The 18,216-nt window shown below is 41.9% G+C and carries 11 protein-coding genes, 1 tRNA gene and 2 pseudogenes; 8 read left to right on the top strand and 6 right to left on the bottom strand.

What is annotated here, in order from left to right:
- Positions 1–10: 10 nt before the first annotated feature.
- Positions 11–862 (bottom strand): prolipoprotein diacylglyceryl transferase, encoded by an 852-nt coding sequence (gene lgt / locus ACQY1X_RS11475; RefSeq protein WP_430015703.1) that lies wholly within the window; start codon positions 860–862, stop codon positions 11–13.
- 73 nt (positions 863–935) lie between these two features.
- Between lgt and ACQY1X_RS11470 the strand changes: the two genes are divergently transcribed.
- Positions 936–1,018 (top strand) — tRNA-Leu (locus tag ACQY1X_RS11470).
- 311 nt (positions 1,019–1,329) lie between these two features.
- On the opposite strand, the pseudogene ACQY1X_RS11465 reads toward ACQY1X_RS11470, so the two are convergent.
- The 4 genes and pseudogenes from ACQY1X_RS11465 to ACQY1X_RS11450 form a co-directional block, all read right to left on the bottom strand.
- Positions 1,330–2,006 (bottom strand): annotated as a pseudogene (locus tag ACQY1X_RS11465) (Uma2 family endonuclease).
- A 277-nt stretch (positions 2,007–2,283) separates the two neighbouring features.
- On the bottom strand, positions 2,284–3,429 hold the full coding sequence (locus tag ACQY1X_RS11460; protein ID WP_287636757.1) for a glycosyltransferase: 1,146 nt from the start codon (positions 3,427–3,429) through the stop codon (positions 2,284–2,286).
- 190 nt (positions 3,430–3,619) lie between these two features.
- Positions 3,620–4,570, bottom strand: coding sequence for a glycosyltransferase family 10 domain-containing protein (locus tag ACQY1X_RS11455; protein ID WP_002774912.1), 951 nt, complete (start codon positions 4,568–4,570; stop codon positions 3,620–3,622).
- A 17-nt stretch (positions 4,571–4,587) separates the two neighbouring features.
- A complete protein-coding gene (locus ACQY1X_RS11450) occupies positions 4,588–5,604 on the bottom strand; it encodes an Npun_R2821/Npun_R2822 family protein (RefSeq protein ID WP_430015702.1) in 1,017 nt (338 codons plus the stop codon).
- Between the two features lie 316 nt (positions 5,605–5,920).
- Between ACQY1X_RS11450 and ACQY1X_RS11445 the strand changes: the two genes are divergently transcribed.
- Both ACQY1X_RS11445 and ACQY1X_RS11440 read left to right on the top strand, forming a co-directional pair.
- The gene (locus ACQY1X_RS11445; RefSeq protein ID WP_002733992.1) at positions 5,921–6,856 is read left to right on the top strand and encodes a glycosyltransferase; all 936 of its coding nucleotides are present in this window, start codon (positions 5,921–5,923) and stop codon (positions 6,854–6,856) included.
- A gap of 9 nt (positions 6,857–6,865) precedes the next feature.
- Positions 6,866–8,059, top strand: a complete 1,194-nt coding sequence (locus ACQY1X_RS11440) for a glycosyltransferase family 2 protein (RefSeq protein ID WP_430015701.1) — start codon at positions 6,866–6,868, stop codon at positions 8,057–8,059.
- A 70-nt stretch (positions 8,060–8,129) separates the two neighbouring features.
- Here ACQY1X_RS11440 and ACQY1X_RS11435 read toward each other — a convergent pair whose 3' ends face one another.
- On the bottom strand, positions 8,130–9,086 hold the full coding sequence (locus ACQY1X_RS11435) for a glycosyltransferase (protein ID WP_002732381.1): 957 nt from the start codon (positions 9,084–9,086) through the stop codon (positions 8,130–8,132).
- A gap of 189 nt (positions 9,087–9,275) precedes the next feature.
- Between ACQY1X_RS11435 and ACQY1X_RS11430 the strand changes: the two genes are divergently transcribed.
- The 5 genes and pseudogenes from ACQY1X_RS11430 (at position 9,276) to ACQY1X_RS11410 (ending at position 17,756) form a co-directional block, all read left to right on the top strand.
- Positions 9,276–10,220 (top strand): hypothetical protein, encoded by a 945-nt coding sequence (locus ACQY1X_RS11430; RefSeq protein ID WP_002753562.1) that lies wholly within the window; start codon positions 9,276–9,278, stop codon positions 10,218–10,220.
- A gap of 743 nt (positions 10,221–10,963) precedes the next feature.
- The gene (modA, locus tag ACQY1X_RS11425) at positions 10,964–11,761 is read left to right on the top strand and encodes a molybdate ABC transporter substrate-binding protein (protein WP_430015735.1); all 798 of its coding nucleotides are present in this window, start codon (positions 10,964–10,966) and stop codon (positions 11,759–11,761) included.
- Between the two features lie 3 nt (positions 11,762–11,764).
- A complete protein-coding gene (modB, locus tag ACQY1X_RS11420) occupies positions 11,765–13,603 on the top strand; it encodes a molybdate ABC transporter permease subunit (RefSeq protein WP_430015700.1) in 1,839 nt (612 codons plus the stop codon).
- Between the two features lie 156 nt (positions 13,604–13,759).
- A pseudogene (locus ACQY1X_RS11415) lies at positions 13,760–15,168 on the top strand (IS4-like element ISMae7 family transposase).
- A 215-nt stretch (positions 15,169–15,383) separates the two neighbouring features.
- A complete protein-coding gene (locus ACQY1X_RS11410) occupies positions 15,384–17,756 on the top strand; it encodes a GUN4 domain-containing protein (RefSeq protein ID WP_430015699.1) in 2,373 nt (790 codons plus the stop codon).
- Positions 17,757–18,216 lie beyond the last annotated feature (460 nt).

Raw genomic sequence — 18,216 nt, 5'->3', positions numbered from 1 at the left:
TCAGGGTTAGCTAGGGTAACTTTTGATTATAACTGACGGTCGCCACCACATCCGGTAAAGGACGCTGGAGTTTATATAACCAGAATAAACCGAAAAGACCAACAGCGATCGCTCCTAAACTAATTATTTGCGCCATTTTCAAAAGCCCAAACATTAAACTATCGGTGCGTAGTCCTTCGATCCAGAATCTACCAAGACTGTAGGCGATAAAATAGACTAGGGTAAGGGTGCCAATTTTTAATTTACTAGGGTGTTTTAAACCCCAGAAAAATAGATAGATGAGTAGGGCAAAAACTCCCAGATTCCAGATAGATTCGTAGAGAAAGGTGGGGTGAAAATAATCGACGGTGATATATTTTAAAGGACGACTAGCGGGAGGAATAAACAACCTCCAAGGTAAATTAGTCGGACTGCCAAAAGCTTCCGAATTAAAAAAGTTACCCCAACGTCCGATCGCTTGACCGAGAATAACTGAAGGTGCCACCAGATCGAGTAATTGCCAAAGAGAAACCCGATTAATGCGAGCAAAGATTAGGGCCGCCAGCAAACCCCCGATAATTGCCCCGTGAATGGCGATACCTCCCTTCCAAATGGCGATAATATCGGCAGGATTTTGCGCGTATTCTTGCCACTGAAAGAGAACATAGTACAGACGGGCTGCAGGTATGGCCCCCACTACTAACCAAATGGCCAAATCAGCGATTAAATCGGGATTGATCGCTCTTTTTTGGGCGAGGTACTGGGAGAGGGTGACACCCAATAATACCGCCATAGCGATGAGAAATCCATACCAGCGCACCGAAATTGGTCCGATCTCCCAGAGGACGGGGCCGGGAGACTGAAAGACAAAACCTAAGAGCATAAAATTATTAAGAATAAAAAATTTTATCTTTCCTATAGTATCTTATGCTATGATTAGGTGCAGTGCTATATTTGCGGATGTGGCGGAATTGGTAGACGCGCTAGATTTAGGTTCTAGTATCTTTTCGATGTGTGGGTTCGAGTCCCTCCATCCGCATTAACCTTCGGGTCGATGAGGTGTAACCTGATTTGGTATTGACGACCGACGACCCAAAAGGGGAAACTTGTTAATTTCCATTTTTGAGACTCCGGTTCAGATTTATTTTTTCAGCTGACTTCTTACCCAATTCCGAAAGGGACTTGCGTGGGAATAATATCCCAGCCAGAAAATCGCTCTGTAGAAGAATCAGACCAGCCAGATGGCATATTATCAAAGCGCAAGTCCCTTAGCTGCGGGGGCTCTCGAAGGCTCTCGCCCTCCGATCGATCAGCAAACCTGATCGATCGGAGGGCGCAAGCTTTGCGCCCCTACAGTAACCGATTTTGTCCACAATGTAGGGGCGAACTGCGTTCGCCCAAAAGGTACATTATCAAAGCGCAAGTCCCAAATGCTTTTACTAACTCTAGGTAATCCAATGTCTCAGCTTGTTGTAAAAATATAGCAATCTCTGAAATAGGAATATTTATAAAAAATTGACTGGTTGGGGAGGTGATATAACTGCCATTTTGTAATTGTTGGATAACCAGAGATTCCCCATTATAAACCCAAACCTCTGCCACGCCTAGATATGCATAAACCTGAAGGCGATTTTGAGAACTGCTGGTGACATCAATTTCTATGACTAAATCCGGTGGTGGGTCTTCATTTAAGTCCAGTCGCTTTTCCCCCGAACCGCCTCAATATTATCAATATAAAAACATTCATCGGGTTCTGCACCGCTTAATTGAGGGCGTTTAAAGGTGGTAGAACCGAGGGGATAAATCGGGACTGCTGATTCTTCCGCTAGGGTTTTGACAAAGCGACCGATGAGGGTTTTACTAAATTCGTGTCCGGTCGAAGGAGCCATGATTTCTAAATTGCCACGATTGTAGGTCAGCCGGAGACGGCGATCGCTCATTTCTGCGAGCAGCGTTTCGTAGGTTTTCCAGCTAATCCCGGACAGGTGAATTATTTCAGCCGGTGGTGCGAGCAGTGTTACAGTCATAGATTCAAGCAAAAATCCCCTGCTTCCATTTTAGAATAGTGATCAATATAGCGCGCCTCTCGTTTTGGCCGATCACTTATGGAGTAAAACTCATCTTAAAATAGAGGAGGAAAAACTACGGGTCTCAACTTAGTTGGGGTTTAAAGTTCAAGGTTTTATAGTTTTTGACAGCCATAAGCATTAATACTTGTTGCACAAGTGAGATGCTCCCGACGAAACGCCTGTGGACTTGGGATGATGTAGTCACATAGTATGTGCAAGCGTTAGAATCTCTTGCCTAGGTTTCGGAAACGTTGTCAGAGAAATAATTATCTACAAATTGACTGATTTCCCTTTGAAATTTCTCTGATGAAAAAAGAGACTTTTGATGGGAGAGGGACATTAAAAGCTCTTCCTGTTTCTTTTCATTACTAATTACTGCAATAATCTTTTCTACTGCTTCTTCCATACTGTTAAATTGCAATTCTGTATTGTGCTTACCGACGATTTCAGTTTGACCTCCTATTTTCTGTACAAAGGGAATGATATCTGCTCTCACCATTTCGGCTACGGAGATACCAAACTGGTCTTTCTTGGGATGGATACCATACCTACATTTGTACAGTATATTACAATAATCTGCATAGGGAAGATCCTTATACAGTTGAATCCAGTCGGAATTTTCTGCTACCAATTGTTCAATATAGTGTTGATACTTTTTATTAAAAGCTCCCCCAGCTCCCCCAGTTATATGGAGTTTGATGGAAAATCCTCTCTCCCGCACTGCTTTTAAGACTTTAATGCCGAAATCTGGACTTTTATCTACTGTTAACCTACCGCTAATTACAAAAGCATTCTCTTTTTGCTCCGGAGCAATATCCTTAACGGGAATGACCACTGGGGGATAGATAACGGTACTATCAAGCCCGTAAACTTCTTTGACTGCTTTGGCTACATCAAAAGAGTTAGAAATAGACAGATTCTTTTTGAGGTTATCTACAGAAAAATTGGAGATATTTAGGTAGGGCATATTCTGGTGTATTTTACCACCTTCAAGGACTTTAACCCAATTGATATATTGGATTCCTGGTACGCCTAGATCGGCCGCATTACAAGCTGATATCACCAAGGAATAATTTTTGGCTCTTTCTTTTAAATAACGCAGGCTTAAATGAATGGATATCTGCCGAAAATGAGGATTATTACTGATGAGAAACTCTGAGATGCCTTGCCAACTTTTTGGTAATACAGAAACAACTTTAACTTCTTTGGGACTGAGGGATGTTTCATACAACTTATTTAGCTTTTCCCAGTCTGGATAGTAAAAGGTGAAAAGAGTTAAGTCATATTTTTCTTTTAAGGCTTCTAGTATCCAGAGAGCCACAGATTCAGCACCTCCTCCCATAAAATAGGGCATATAGACTCCAATAGTTTTTTTCAGCATTTTTTAACCACCAATATACGAAATACTTGTTTTAACAATTGCTTGGCTCTCTTGTTTATCCTGTACTCAGGAAAACACCTTCTGTCCCTACCGTCCCAGTTTTCGTCCTGATTTAGGAGCATTCATAGTTGCGGCTAATAGGCATCATATAGAACAATTTGCCAACAAAACCGAAGAGAACCATTGGCATTTAGGATACCACGAAATTAGAGAGCCAGTTAAGTAGATTCAGCTCGTACAGGATAACTTGTCTCGCTTCGGCGATCGCTTCTTTCGCTTCGTGCCAAGCATCCAAACTAGAAGTGACCTCTCGCAAATAATCAACTCCTTTTTGATCCAAACTGGGCAGGCGTAAGAAACTTTTCGGTGGCAATAGTTTCTCTGCATCCGCTCCACCGTAATAAATAGGTAGACACCAAGCTAATAGCGGATCCCAGAGCTTTTCGCTGATATACCACCTACTCTGTGCGTAGTTTTCTATGGCCAGATTGTAGTAGTAGGGAGCTAGGACATTCCATTTATTTTGTACCGAGCCTCTCGAACCCGTCCAGTCCGGCAAACCTCGCCCATAAAAATCGAAAGGAAGTTCGTTATCTTTGATTAGCTGCATAAAGGACAAACGGTGGCGATGATTGGCTGTGCGGGTAGTTCCAGAGGTAATCCAAGAGCAGAGGCGAATTTTTTCCGGACAGGGCAAATCGGCCAGATCCCGAAAGCTGTTGCTTATGTGCCAGTCGGCAGGCATATAGTATGGTTGAGGCGCGTAATCATCCGGACCTGATACATAGCCACAATACTCGCTGGCGATGCGGTAATTTTCCAGATTGGTCGATAACACTTCTGGTAAGGGCGGTTCTCTTAAGAGATAGATAATGCGTTCCTTGGGAACTCTCCCCAAAATAGATGGAAGTGCCTGCTGTGGCTTTGCTGGTTTTTTGAGCCAATTTTTCCAGCCGCCTTGCTCTTTCTTTGGTTCCGGAAAATCAAACTGATAAAGTAACAAGTAATCTGGCTCAGGAGCGTTAGCTTGCATGGAAATATTACCCCAAACTCCCATGGGATAAGGAGTTTGTTTCCATAGCCAATCTCCCTGATTTAAATTGGGATAGCTGCTGAGCATACCTACTATTTTTTCTGTCACAAATTAACCTCTTGTTATTAGTTAGAAAAAACTTTACGGGCTATTCTCTGTAATTTTTCCTTCATTCTTTTTCCTAAACTTTTAGGTTGATTGTACCAGACAGGACTGGATTTAAATTGAGGATAATTTTCAGGTTCGTAGAGATAGCGATAATATAAAAATAAACTGCGATAGGGAAAATCTATATTTTCTCCCTGGCAACATCTAGTAAAGAAACTGCTTGAAATCCCAATATAATGAAGGTAAATTAACCTATATCCTTTATCATACAATAAATTATCTTTTTCGACAAATTTGGGATCGGTAACGCAGTTACCTACTCTCTTTTCTGGAGGAGTATTCAAAGCATAATTGTATATAGAAGTACCTGTTCTCATCATCATGTAGTTTAGAAGAGGTTGATCCACTGCCATGGGATAGATAATCTCTGACTCTCCTGAACGCAATTGTTCCAGAATCCAATTTCTCTTTTCTTCCTCAAATAAGTTTTTTTTAGAAGCATAGATTCCTGAACAGAAAATCTCTTTTTTGATCCGTTCTTCGGAGAATATTTTCAGTAACTTTGGCGAACTAACTTCATAGACGTGGGAGGGATCTTTATACTGATAATCGTAGATAACACAATCATAATCGTCTAGCTTTTCCCAGAAATAGTCTATGGGAGACAAAAGTAAGGTATCCGCGTCCATATAGACAAATCGGTCAAAGGGGCTGTCAAAGGCACAGTAGCGACGATGGGTACCAAAACGATGATAGCCATTGCTTCCCGCTTGCTGCCACCTGATGCGGGCTGTAGGATGGGAATCCCAGGCTGCTTTGGCAAAATTATCCCACCTCTCCATCGACTCCCGCTCGCGATACAGTTCAACTTGGGGGCGTTGAGCGATTAACTTGGCAATTTCCTCGGTTTGGTTATCGTAGGGGTAGACACAAACTGGTAAGTCTTTTCCCCCATTCGCCTCAATGCTATTCAGCAGAGCCACTAGCTGATCGTAAACCCGATCGTTAGCCAAAGTACAGATTCCGTTGCTCATAAGTTTTTACTGCTCCCATCTAAAAGTATTTATATCACAGTTAACCGATTTAGAGACCGGCTCCGGCAAGACCTAGCAACGAATTAGGTTGAGATATTGCCTGTCCTTAGAGTCCTCGTGGCTTGAAAGGAGGGAACAGGAAAGGAACAAAATACTAACTTTATCCTTGGCGGTGAAATTGTTGTATCTTGACGGACTTGTAGCCCTGGCCACAATTTACTTGACCGTAAGCGTTGAGGATTTTCCTTTTCCCTGAGATTGACAAGAAAAGTTTCCCTGAGTAGAATAGCGGAAACTCCTTGATAAATCTTAACCCATGAAGACGCTTGGAAAAGTAGGTATATACTGTTTAGCTAATGATCAGGTTTTGGAATGGATGATTCCTTTCTTAGAAAGTCTCAGGGCCTATGAGCCTGAATGCCCTCTATATGTTATACCTTTTAATGATAATATATCCCAACTAAGTAAAATTTCTCAGAAATACAATTTCAATTTTTATCGCGATATAAACTTGGAGCTATTAGATGGAGTGGGAGCAAAAGTAAGGGGTATCGACGATATACATAATCACAGATTTCGTATTTTTTCCATCTTCTGGGGACCCCTAGAGCATTTTATCTTTCTAGATTCTGACATTATTGTTTTAGATAGCTTGCAAGAGCTGTTCCGAACCTATATCAACTCTGAATTAGAATTTATGTACTACTATAGGGGTATATTCGATCAGGTCTATAAAGAGGGGGAGTTTAGAGATAAAATGATCCGAGAGTATAGGGCAAATGGTTTCAACGCAGGCTCTTTTATATCTTCCCGGGGAGCTTTTAGCCTAGATGATATTCAAGAGTTGGCTGAACAAGCAGCCACAATCAGACAGCATTTTGCTGATAATTGTATTGTCCAGCCTTTTGTCAACTACTGTGTGGATATTAAGGGGCTGAAAACCCAAGCCATTACTGAGGCTATCCCCGATCTAGGCTCCGAGTGGGCAAAATTCAAGATAGAGTTTGCCGATAATACTCACAAGGTAAATGGGAAAAGAATACTATATACCCACTGGGCAGGCTTTGGTCACGGGCCAAATATGCCCAATCGCGATCTGTTTCTTAAGTACAGGCTGAAGAATTTATCTTGGCCCTGGCGCTGGCAATATGTGATCCGCGATCACCTGACCACAATTTTCCGCACTTGGAAAAGTAGGCTAAGTAAAAAACTCAAAGGTTTATTAGGCAAACCCGAGAATAAACCCCTATGAGTGCAAGATATGCTAGAGAACGATCCCATTTTTGAGCTCGGCAAAGTTTCCGTATTAATTCCCTGTTATCAGCATGGACACTTACTTGCTCAAGCAGTGGAATCTGTTTTGAGACAATCTTATCAAAACTATGAGATAATTATTGTCAATGATGGCTCCACCGACAACACCCATCAGGTAGCCCAAGAATATACCCAGAAATATCCCCAGCGGATTAAGTATTTATATCAAGAACAACAGGGGCAAGTAGCGGCCAGGAAAAACGGCAGCGCTTTGATCAGGGGCGAATTTCTAATCACTTTAGATGCCGATGATCTGCTCGCTCCGTCAATGATGGGCAAGTGTGTAGAAAGCTTAAGCAAAAACCCTGAAGCAGCCGCTGTGGCCTCTAACGTTTGGATGATGGCGGAAGATGGCCAGACTATACTAGGCCAGCTCGATCAAAGTGAAGTTCCTAGCTGGCCCAATATTCTGGAACACAATACTTGGGGGGGGATTGCGGGCATTATGATCCGCTCCCAGTCTCTGCAAAAAGTAGGCTGGTTCAATTTCGATGGTACTGCGGGGGGTGAAGACTGGGATATCTGGATTCGCTTCGCCAGATCCCGTCAGAAATTGCTGCATATACCTGATTTTTTAGCTCAATACCGTCAGAATTGTAGCTCTCATAGTCGGCAAGGACTCAGGGTCTTAAAAGGGATATTACAGGTTTTGGATTGCTTAACCAAGGAAGATCCGCGCCTGATTCAGCTAGAAAACGTCCATCCCCCCATTGATATTTCTTACTACAATCAACTCCGTAATCGAGCCGTTTTTTTTAACTATGGTGTCGCCTTAGCGGCGGCAGAAGGTGAGGAGACTCTCCAAGATATCTTGCAATACTTTGTGCCATCTGATTTAGATTTAGAAACTCTAGCAACTGCCTATATTAAGGGGCTCATTTTCGTCAGTCGAGTGCAAGGAAACACTAACATTTTTTGTCCAGATTTTCAAGATGATGCCTTAGGCAATGCGCTAAGTTACCTAGAAAATAAAATCTCTGAAGATACGGCCAAGTTGTTGAGGATTAAGATAGCAGAAAATTTAATCACGCAAATTAAAATATCTACCAAAAATTCTAATCTATTCAAGAGTAAAATAAAAACTATCCTGATTAAAATTAAGCAAAAGTTATCAGCTCTGGCAAACCTAAATAAGACGTAAACAACTCCTCTGCCGATTCCTAAAGAGAGGGTATAAGAACTGACTTCAGGCTAAGGAAAACCCCTATAGATCAAATATTTTCTGACTTAATACCCACTGCTTGTAAATCTCTATTGTAGTCCGTCTTTAATCCTCCCCCTAAAAACAGCCTAACTTTCTCAGAAATCCTTGTCCACTTTACCGCTAAAGTAACCAAGACCACCTTGATCCGATCGCTTTGGTTGGGAATTCTGGCATCTTTGTAGATAGCCAGAAGATCGTTCAGGTTAGGCCAATCTCGCCAAATATCACCGATTAAGCCCCGGAAACGGTTTAAATTAGACCGATGGGGGTAACTGATTAAATTGATCTGATGCAATCCCCCCATGACCCTTATGGTTCTAGACCTTAAGGAAGGCCAAGTTTTGCGAGCAGGATGTTTGACTAGGGCTTTTGGGGCATAAACTACTTGATAACCTGCGCTACTAACTCGCCGTCCCCATTCTAAATCTCCTCCCGAGGGAAGAGAGAGATTGAAAAATCCTACGGTTTCAAAAATCTGTTTAAAAGTAAAAATATTAGCAGTTGCGCCAAATTTCATCTTCGTAACTAATTCTTCTTGGGGTAAAGCTGTAATCATCTCAAAAAGCTCAACCGCGTTGGCTTTGCCTTCGATTTCGGGAAAAACCTCAATATGACCTGCAACCAAACCACAATTAGGAGTATTGACCAAATCCTCTACCCCCTCTCTCAGCCAGTGGGCATCGGGAAGGCAGTCAGCATCAGTAAAAGCAATGATTTCACCCCGGCATTCCCTAATCCCCGTGTTGCGGGCAGCAAATTGCGTGGGGATGGTTTCTACCAGATAAGAGGCTCGAGGAAATCGAGCCACGCAATCTTTAATGCTATCATCGGGCCCGTTATCGACAACAACGATCTCCCAATCGTCCGTAGGATATATTTGTCGCTCAAGAGCTTCTAGGCAAGTTTTCAGACCCTCTACATCATTAAAAACAGGAATAATAATTGAGACAAAGGGGAAAGTCATAAAATACTTAGAGATCAATCGTCCCAGTTGGGCATCTTCTAAAAAATTACCTCACAAATCCCAGTCTTGTCAACTAACTCTATAAGACTAGGAACTGGGGTGGGGTTTAAACTGCCAAAAGGGGTAAAAAAGCTGTGAAGATGTTATAATAAGCCCCGTCCCGTATCTAAATGGTTAGAGGCAAGATTAATGGCATCTCCTACTTGTTCGCTTTGGTTTTTTGTAGCGCGGACTGACTTACCATTTATGATGCTTACTATCCCCCATATAGTTAAGATGTGTAATTTTCCCTTTCAAGAAAAAGTGTTAGCCATAGACACGGCTGCTTTAAGTGGGGAAAAAGTTGATCGTCCTGGTATTGGTACGATGGAAGACTTACGCCAATGTGCGCAAACTTTGCTGCACAAGGGTGTGGTTGACCGGATTGTAGATTTTAATTACGATTCCAGGTATCAAGAACGATTATATCTAAAACATTTCGGCAGTGCCATAAAACCTACTCATAACTATAAAGGCTATCCGATCCTTGGCTCGATTTTTAAGATAGAAGAATGTCAGAGTGACTATCTGCTGCATTTTGATAGCGATATGATGATGTACCAAGAGCCAGGCTACAAATGGATTGCTGAAGGAATTGATCTGATGGAAGCAAATCCTCGGATTATGTTTGTCCGTCCTATGACAGGACCGCCCACCTCTGATGGTAAGTTTTTTGAATCAGATACGGGCAAATTAAATCCTCAAGGTTTTTATGAATTTAAATATTTTGGAAGTCGCCTATATTTGCTCAAATGTAACCGGTTTGATGAGTTATTACCCCTGCCTATCATCTGGTATAATGAATATCGGCAGCAGTTTGTAAAAAATTGGCCAGAAGGGATGAAAACAGCCCTAAATATCTGGACTGGAAAGGGAAAATTAGATTCTTGGGAAATTATGGTTTCTGAGAAGCTCAAACAGACGGATTATCTGAGGATTAACCTCACCAACCCTAGAGCTTGGAGTCTACACCCGAAAGAGAGAAGCCCTGCTTTCATCGCAGCTTTACCATCAATTATTGCTAGGATAGAAAGGGGCGATTTTCCAGCCAAACAAGCGGGATTTTATGATTTAATTTTTGACCTGTGGGTTTAGCTCTGAATCATCCCAAGGCTATCAGAACATTAAATTGCGTTTCTTCGGTTTGTCTGATGCAATGTACAGGGTTATAAGGAATGAAACTCTTATAGAGAAAGGCATTTAGCGATTTTTGTCAATTGTTTTTTATCTAGAGGGAACTAATCAATTAAGTCTCTTGCCAGATAAGGATTTAGTCGATTTATGCCCCCCTATCGAACCATAACAAGTAACGAAGAGCCGAATAATTTGACGTGCTGTCACCCATTTTACCTTAGCTGACAATAAGTACCTAAGCAAAATTAATTACACACATCTAACCCCCCCTTGCCTTTTGCCTTTTGCCTTTCTTCACTAGGAAATTTATTTTGCACGACTACTTAATTATAAATTTTTATTTCCCTTGAATTCCCTATTCTAAAAACAGAACTATCTTCCTGAATTAACCCCGTTCGTTCTCAGCCAATCCCTTTGATTGCTTGAGTATTTATAATTAATTTGTCCCACCAGTTGTTTTTTTTGTGATCGCCTGTCCCTGAAAAATAGTCACTTTCTACTATATTTTGCCTTCCAAAATCGGGGTTAATGCTCTATTTATTTCAAAATGAGAATTGCTGGATATTCAGCCAATCCTACTTATCCTGACTTCCCACACCCCACACCCTAGGAAAAACTTTTTGCCGCAAACCCTAGATACAGATTTTGGGCGGTGGATTGGTTGTGATAGAAATATAAATATCGATCGCTTGCTATCAATCTTGATGAAAAGACGATATTTTCTGGCTTTTATCGGATCAATTGTCCTTAGTTGCTTATTATCTCTAGGAATAAACCTTTTTTCATCTACTATCGCCACCGCGCAAACCCAGACAATTCTAGTTTCTGCCGCCGCTAGTCTCAAAGATGCCCTAGAAGAAATCAAGCTGGGGTTTGAAAAAGCCCATAGTAACATTAAAGTTAATTATAACTTCGGTGCGTCGGGAGCTTTGCAACGGCAAATCGAACAGGGTGCGCCAGTCGATGTTTTCCTCTCGGCTGCCACTAAGCAAATGGACGCTTTAGCAAAAGCTGGTTTAATCGATACAACTACCAGAAGAAACCTGCTCACTAATCGCCTAGTTTTAATCGTTCCCAAGAATTCCGCCCTAAAAATCAGCGATTTTCGTTCCCTGACTAACAGTAATGTCAAAAGAATTGCCGTGGGTGAACCGCGCAGCGTTCCCGTCGGTCAGTACAGTGAAGAAGTTCTGAAAAATCTCGGCATTTTAGAGCAAATAAAACCAAAACTGGTCTTTGCCAACTCTGTCCGTAATGTTCTCGCCGCCGTAGAGACTGGTAACGCCGATGCTGGCATTGTTTACATCACCGATGCCAAAATTTCCGACCAAGTAAAAGTAGTGGCTACGGCTGCCAATAATCTCCATTCTCCGATTATTTACCCGATGGCTGTGATAAAAGCCAGCAAAAACCCGCAAGCTGCCAAGACTTTCGCCCAATATCTCACCAGGACAGCCGCTAAAAACATTTTTGAAAAATTCGGCTTCGGAATAGCCAGATAAACAATGCCAGACTTTTCCCCCCTATGGATATCCCTGAAAACCGCCACCATTGCCCTGATAATCATCTTTTTTCTCGGTATTGCCGCCGCTTATTGGATGTTAGGCTATCGTGGACGGTGGAAATCCCTAATCGAGGCAGTTTTCGTCGCACCCCTAATCTTGCCCCCGACGGTGCTAGGCTTCATTTTACTGCTCCTATTCGGCAAAAACGGATCCTTAGGACAGTTATTAGACCTATTTAACTTTCGCATCGTTTTTACTTGGTATGCCGCCGTTATCACCGCGACGGTGGTAGCTTTTCCCCTGATGTACAAAACCACCCTCGGCGCTTTTGAACAGGTGGATGCCAATCTTTTACAGGTTGCCCGCACCCTGGGGGCATCGGAAGGGAAAATATTCTGGCGCCTACTTTTGCCCCTCTCCTTCCCCGGGGTATTAGCAGGATTAACCCTAGCTTTTGCCCGCGCTTTGGGGGAATTTGGGGCGACTTTGATGTTAGCCGGTAATATTCCGGGGCAAACTCAAACTATCCCGATGGCGATTTTCTTCGCTGTGGAAGCAGGAGCGATGACTGAGGCTTGGATATGGGTGTTTATTATCATATTAATCTCCCTATCGGGTATTATCGCCGTTAATCTCTGGCAAAGTCAACGCAAGCAGCAATTAGGACGACCGGGAGAAAGCAAACCTAACGAGATGGAGGACTGGCTGCCACCCTGGGAGGGTCGCGATTTTGCCCTTTTAGCAGCTGAAAATCAGCATTATAGGGATAAAATAGGCTTATTTTTCGATATAGAGAAATATTTACCCGGTTTTAACCTCTCGGTCACTTTTAACTGCCAAAATCAGCCATTAGGACTATTAGGGGCTTCGGGTTCGGGAAAAAGCCTGATTTTGCGATCGCTGGCTGGGGTAGAAACGCCCTCAAGGGGCCGTATTGTCTTAAATGGTCGCATTCTCTTTGATTCCGAAAAGGGAATTAATCTCCCCAGTCGTCAGCGTCGTATCGGTTTTGTGGTGCAGAATTATGCTCTTTTTCCCCATCTCACCGTAGCAGAAAATATCGCTTTTGGTCTCTCGAAAAACTTATCTAAAAAAGTTATTAAACAGCAGATTGTCAACCAATTGGAATTAGTGCAGTTACTTGGCATGGAAAACCGTTATCCCCATCAATTATCGGGGGGACAACAGCAACGGGTCGCCATCGCTCGCGCTTTAGCTAGTCATCCGGAAGCTTTATTATTAGATGAGCCTTTTTCTGCCCTTGATACCCATCTACGCGCTCAATTAGAACGTCAGATGATCAAAACTTTAAGTAATTACGATGGCGTGACAATTTTTGTTACCCATAATATGGATGAAGCTTATCGAATATGTGAGAATTTATTAGTTATGGAAAAAGGGCGGGCAATTGCTAATAATTCTAAACAGAAAATTTTTGAGCGACCAGATAGCGTTAGTTTGGCAAAAATTACTGGCTGTAAAAATTTTTCCCGTGCTGTAATTATTAATAATCAACAATTAGAAGCCATTGATTGGGATGTTAAATTACACACCATCCCCGGAATTCCCGACTATTTAGCCTATACGGGAATTCGCGCCCATCAAATTATTTTTGGTCGAGATTTAGGCGATATTAATACTTTTCCCTGTTGGTTAGCTAATGCCATTGAAGGACCCCATCGGGTGACTCTCTATCTGAAACTTAATCAACCCTCCAACCATGACAGAGATTTTCAGATCCAAGCAGAGTTATATAAAGATAAATGGTTAGAAATTAAGGAGCAAGCTTTGCCTTGGACTGTTACTTTATCTCCCCAGCGTTTATTATTATTAAAATAAACAGAGATTTTGATACTAAGTTGTCAAACACCCCCCTTATCAAGCTATCCATTAGTCGGATCTTTCTTAACAAAAAGAGAAGAAACTTAAAAAAAGGGGAAACGATTGATAGGTATAGTTTTGAAAGAAGGAATTAAGGTGGAGGTAAGCAAAAAAATGGAGAAATGGGCAGCCCAAGAATTACAATATGCAGACCTGGGGGACACCAGAAGAAAGAAAAGGTTAATCAGTATCGTAGAAAACTTGGCCAGCCAACCTAGTACAAGTGTGCCACAAGCTTCGGGAAATCTAGCCGCAGCGAGTGCCACCTACGACTTTTGGAATTCCCCCTATTTTCACCCCTCAGATATAATTGCCGCCCAAGCCAAAAGTACAGTAGAAAGAATCAAAGAACATCCAATAGTTTTGGCAGTGCAAGACACAACAAGTTTAGACTTTACGACGCAAAAAGCAAAAAAAGGAATGGGTTATCTAGATTATAAAAAATCCTTTGGTCTCAAAGTTCATACCACCTTAGGAGTGTCAGCGCAAGGAATACCTTTAGGACTGATTAATCAATATGTCTGGGCAAGAGAAGAAAAGAATTTAGGGATTGCCAAGCAAAGAAAAAAAGAGAAACCGAAGAAAAAGAAAGTCAAAGATGGTTAGAGTCTGTATCAGAAACACAACAACAAATACCCGAAGATATTCAAGTAGTAACAATCGGAGATTGTGAGGCAGACATATTTGATTTATTTGCCCAATCAAGAAGTCCTAACTCTCATTTATTAATCCGAGGAACTCATAACCGAAAAGTTAACTATCTCGAAGACAAGCAAAGGTCAGGGCATCCAGAACCTAAATATTTACATCAATCCATCAGAGAAATAAAAGCCTGTGGTAGCCTAGATGTGCAAGTAAAACGCAATCCTAATCACGAGGCTAGACTAGCTAAACTAACAGTTAGATTTGCCAGTTTTGAAATACAAGTACCTAAGCATCACTCGAAAGCGAACCCTCGTCAACCGGTCAAATTACAGGTAATTTTAGCTGAAGAAGAAAATCCGCGTCCTGGAGTTAATCCTATCAGTTGGCTCCTCTTAACTAGCCTAGACATTAGTAGCTTTGAATCAGCGATAACCTGTGTGCGCTGGTACAGTTATCGCTGGTTGATAGAACGCTATCATTTTGTTTTAAAAAGTGGTTGTGGATTAGAAAAACTGCAATTAGAAACGGGTCGTAGAATTGAGATGGCCTTAGCTACCTATTCAATTGTAGCTTGGAGATTACTCTGGTTAACCTATCAAGCACGCTTACACGGAGAGGAGAGTTGTGAAAGTTTTTTGGAAGAACATGAATGGCAATCTTTGTGTGCCACTATTCATAAAAAGAGTCCGCCACCTGAAAAGCCGCCCTCCTTTCGAGAAGCGGTCAGAATGATTGCTTCTCTTGGGGGGTTTTTAGGTAGAAAAGGTGACGGTGAACCAGGTGTTAAAACTATTTGGTTGGGACTGCGAAGGTTACATGATATCAGCCAGACTTGGAAACTATCTCATCAAATTAGTCCCCCCATAGAACCCCCTTGAGCCATCTTGCACACTTTTCTCTTTTTGTCAAATTTTATGTTAAGAAAGATGTGACTAATGGATAGCTTATCAAGGGGGGCAGGGGGGATCGGCACCCCCTTATTAAGGCGGGATTAAGGGGGGATCGGCACAAGGGGGGGCAGAGGGGATCGAACCCAAAATCTATCTTCAATAGAGTTCTAATATAATTAGAAGAGGTTGATCAAAGGGGGTTTATGGACGATAAAACCACAAAGCCGGAAGAATCCGAATCTGAACAGAAAAAAGAATCAGATTTTGACCAGGAAAAGGAACAGGCTCAAGTTTGGACGGGAAAAATCACTGCTTTTGTTGCCCATCAACTCCGAACCTCCGCTCCTTCCCTTCCAATTATCGGGGGTAGCATTACAGGCGGCTTAACTTGGCTTAGTCAACATGACACGGTTAAGGCGATTATTGTCGGGGCAGTCACTTTTATCGTCACGGGCTTTTTTACCTACGGATCAGCCTGGAGTCAAGGGTTTTTAGAAATAGCAAGAACCAAAGGTAAAAATCATGGTAAAGGTACAGCTTTAAGCTTTTTTGTTTGGCTAGACAAAGGACTGGAAAAAATACGTTGGCAATTAGCTAATCCTGACGGGAAATATTTAATTAAATTACGGGATTCAGATTGTCGTTATGATGATATTGAAGGGATTGAAGATACAATCTTTGGTTTTTCTACTCCGGAACTGGAAGAAATTTTTATTAATTTGGATCTGAGTCAATTGGAACTGCGCTCAGAAGAAGAATCTAAAGGTACGGGGGATGATATTTGGGATTTATTGCGACGGGCTAAAAAGAGGACAGATTTACGGTTGTTAATTCTGGCCCCTGGTGGCCGAGGAAAAACGACTTTATTGCGTCATTTAGCCTATAACTACGCTCTAAAACAACCGAAACAAAATGCACCTTTTTTAATTCCTGTCTTTTTACGTTTACGGAGATGGCAGGAAGTGATTACCACCACAGAAGGATTGGATTTACCAACCTTAATTGAGCGACATCTTAAACAAGATATTTCTCAAGAATTAGATTTACCTCAGAACTGGGCTAAAAGTCATTTAACCCGTCAGCGAATGTTAGTGATGTTTGATGGTTTTGATGAAGTTAAACCCGAATATGCCGAAAAAGTCAGTCAATGGATTGGCAAACAGTGGCAAGATTTTCGCCAAAACTATTTTATTTTAACCTCTCGTCCGAAAAGCTATCAAGCGTTTAGCTCTGAGCATAAACCTCGGCAAAAGGTGTTTATTAATGAATTTACCGATAAAAATATTCGGGATTTTGTGTATAAATGGTATTTCTGGCAAGAGCAGGAAACCAGAGTTAGCAGAAGTTTAAAAGCTAAACAAGAAGCTGCCGACAATAAAGCAAAGGATTTAATTAATCAGTTATTTGCTCTCGATGATTCCGGGGAAAGTTCTACTCTATTAGCCTTGGCGAGAAATCCCTTAAATCTAAATATGATAGTACAGTTACATCGGGCAAACTTTGGCTCGGGACAAAAATTACCTCAGCAACGAGTGGATTTATTTCGCCGAATTTTTGATCTGCAATTGATCACTCGCCCTCAAGCTAGGGGCATTGATATGATTTTAGATAACAATGAGGAAAATCATCGTCAACGGGTATTACAACAATTAGCCCTGAAAATGGGAAATACAACCACGATTGAATATTCAGAATTACTGAGTTCTATACAAAATTTTATTCAGGAATTGGGTTATCCTGAAAGCACTTCGGCTAAGGATTTTGTAGAGCGGTTAATTCATGTGAGCGAGTTAATTTTGAAAAAGGATGAATACTATGAGTTTGCCCATAATCTTTTTCAGTCCTATTTAATTTCTTTGGAGATTAAACGGTTAAAGCAAGAAAATTTACTCAAGGAAAATTGGGAACAAAATCTCTGGTACGAGGCTTGCATTATGTATGCCACTTTATTGATTAATCCGACTGATTTTATTGTCTATTTTTATAATCAATCTAATCCTAAAGCTCAGGGATTAGCGGAGCGATGTTATCGAGAATTACCTGTTAAAAAACGTCGAGGTTTGGAATTTTTAGAACAAAAACGACAGACTTCTCTCTTTACACAACTGGAAACCTATCTGAAAAATGGCCAATGGCGCGAAGCCGATGAGGAAACGGCGCGGTTAATGTTGTTAATTGCTAAGAGGGAAGATGAAGGCTGGCTAGATGAAGAAAGCATTAACAACTTTCCCTGTGAAGAGTTACGCACCATTGATAAGCTCTGGGTAGATAATAGCGGCGGCAAATTTGGCTTTTCTGTGCAGAAAAAAGTCTGGCTGGATTGCGGTGGTGTACTAGGGAAATACGATTATGATGTGTATAAAAAATTCGCTGACGAGGTGGGTTGGCGCAGGGACGGAGAATGGTTGAGATATGATGAGCTAACTTTTTTATTAGAGGGTAGTCAACACGCACACCTACCGAAGCTAACAAAAAGAAGGTTAACAACGCCACGTAGCGGGAGGGGGTGGGAGAGAGTCTCTTTTCTCGCGCAGCGACTTGTAACCTGTAATATATCACAGACTTATACATCTTAAACCAGTAAAAAGCCCCCCTTATCAAGGGGGGTTGGGGGGATCAAATTCAACCAGTAAAAAGCCCCCCTTATCAAGGGGGGTTGGGGGGATCAAATTCAACCAGTAAAAAGCCCCCCTTATCAAGGGGGGTTGGGGGGATCAAACTCAACCAGTAAAAAGCCCCCCTTATCAAGGGGGGTTGGGGGGATCAAACTCAACCAGTAAAAAGCCCCCCTTATCAAGGGGGGTTGGGGGGATCAAATTCAACCAGTAAAAAGCCCCCCTTATCAAGGGGGGTTGGGGGGATCAAATTAAACCAGTAAAAAGCCCCCCTTATCAAGGGGGGTTGGGGGGATCAAATTCAACCAGTAAAAAGCCCCCCTTATCAAGGGGGGTTGGGGGGATCAAATTCAACCAATAAAAAGCCCCCCTTATCAAGGGGGTTGGGGGGATCAAATTCAACCAGTAAAAAGCCCCCCTT

It is taken from the genome of Microcystis protocystis FBCC-A270 (genome assembly GCF_050500235.1).
In the GTDB taxonomy this organism is placed as follows: Bacteria; Cyanobacteriota; Cyanobacteriia; order Cyanobacteriales; family Microcystaceae; genus Microcystis; species Microcystis ichthyoblabe_A.
The sequence above is the reverse complement of the archived record's forward strand: the minus strand, read 5'-3'. Positions and strand labels throughout refer to the sequence as shown.

Excerpts from the sequence above, each read along its gene's own strand:
- ACQY1X_RS11410 (WP_430015699.1), top strand. The coding sequence starts at position 15,384 with ATGGACGATAAAACCACAAAGCCGGAAGAATCCGAATCTGAACAGAAA.
- ACQY1X_RS11440 (WP_430015701.1), top strand. The coding sequence starts at position 6,866 with ATGCTAGAGAACGATCCCATTTTTGAGCTCGGCAAAGTTTCCGTATTA.
- modA (WP_430015735.1), top strand. The coding sequence starts at position 10,964 with ATGAAAAGACGATATTTTCTGGCTTTTATCGGATCAATTGTCCTTAGT.
- ACQY1X_RS11430 (WP_002753562.1), top strand. The coding sequence starts at position 9,276 with ATGGCATCTCCTACTTGTTCGCTTTGGTTTTTTGTAGCGCGGACTGAC.
- ACQY1X_RS11445 (WP_002733992.1), top strand. The coding sequence starts at position 5,921 with ATGAAGACGCTTGGAAAAGTAGGTATATACTGTTTAGCTAATGATCAG.
- ACQY1X_RS11435 (WP_002732381.1), bottom strand. The coding sequence starts at position 9,086 with ATGACTTTCCCCTTTGTCTCAATTATTATTCCTGTTTTTAATGATGTA.
- ACQY1X_RS11460 (WP_287636757.1), bottom strand. The coding sequence starts at position 3,429 with ATGCTGAAAAAAACTATTGGAGTCTATATGCCCTATTTTATGGGAGGA.
- modB (WP_430015700.1), top strand. The coding sequence starts at position 11,765 with ATGCCAGACTTTTCCCCCCTATGGATATCCCTGAAAACCGCCACCATT.
- lgt (WP_430015703.1), bottom strand. The coding sequence starts at position 862 with ATGCTCTTAGGTTTTGTCTTTCAGTCTCCCGGCCCCGTCCTCTGGGAG.
- ACQY1X_RS11450 (WP_430015702.1), bottom strand. The coding sequence starts at position 5,604 with ATGAGCAACGGAATCTGTACTTTGGCTAACGATCGGGTTTACGATCAG.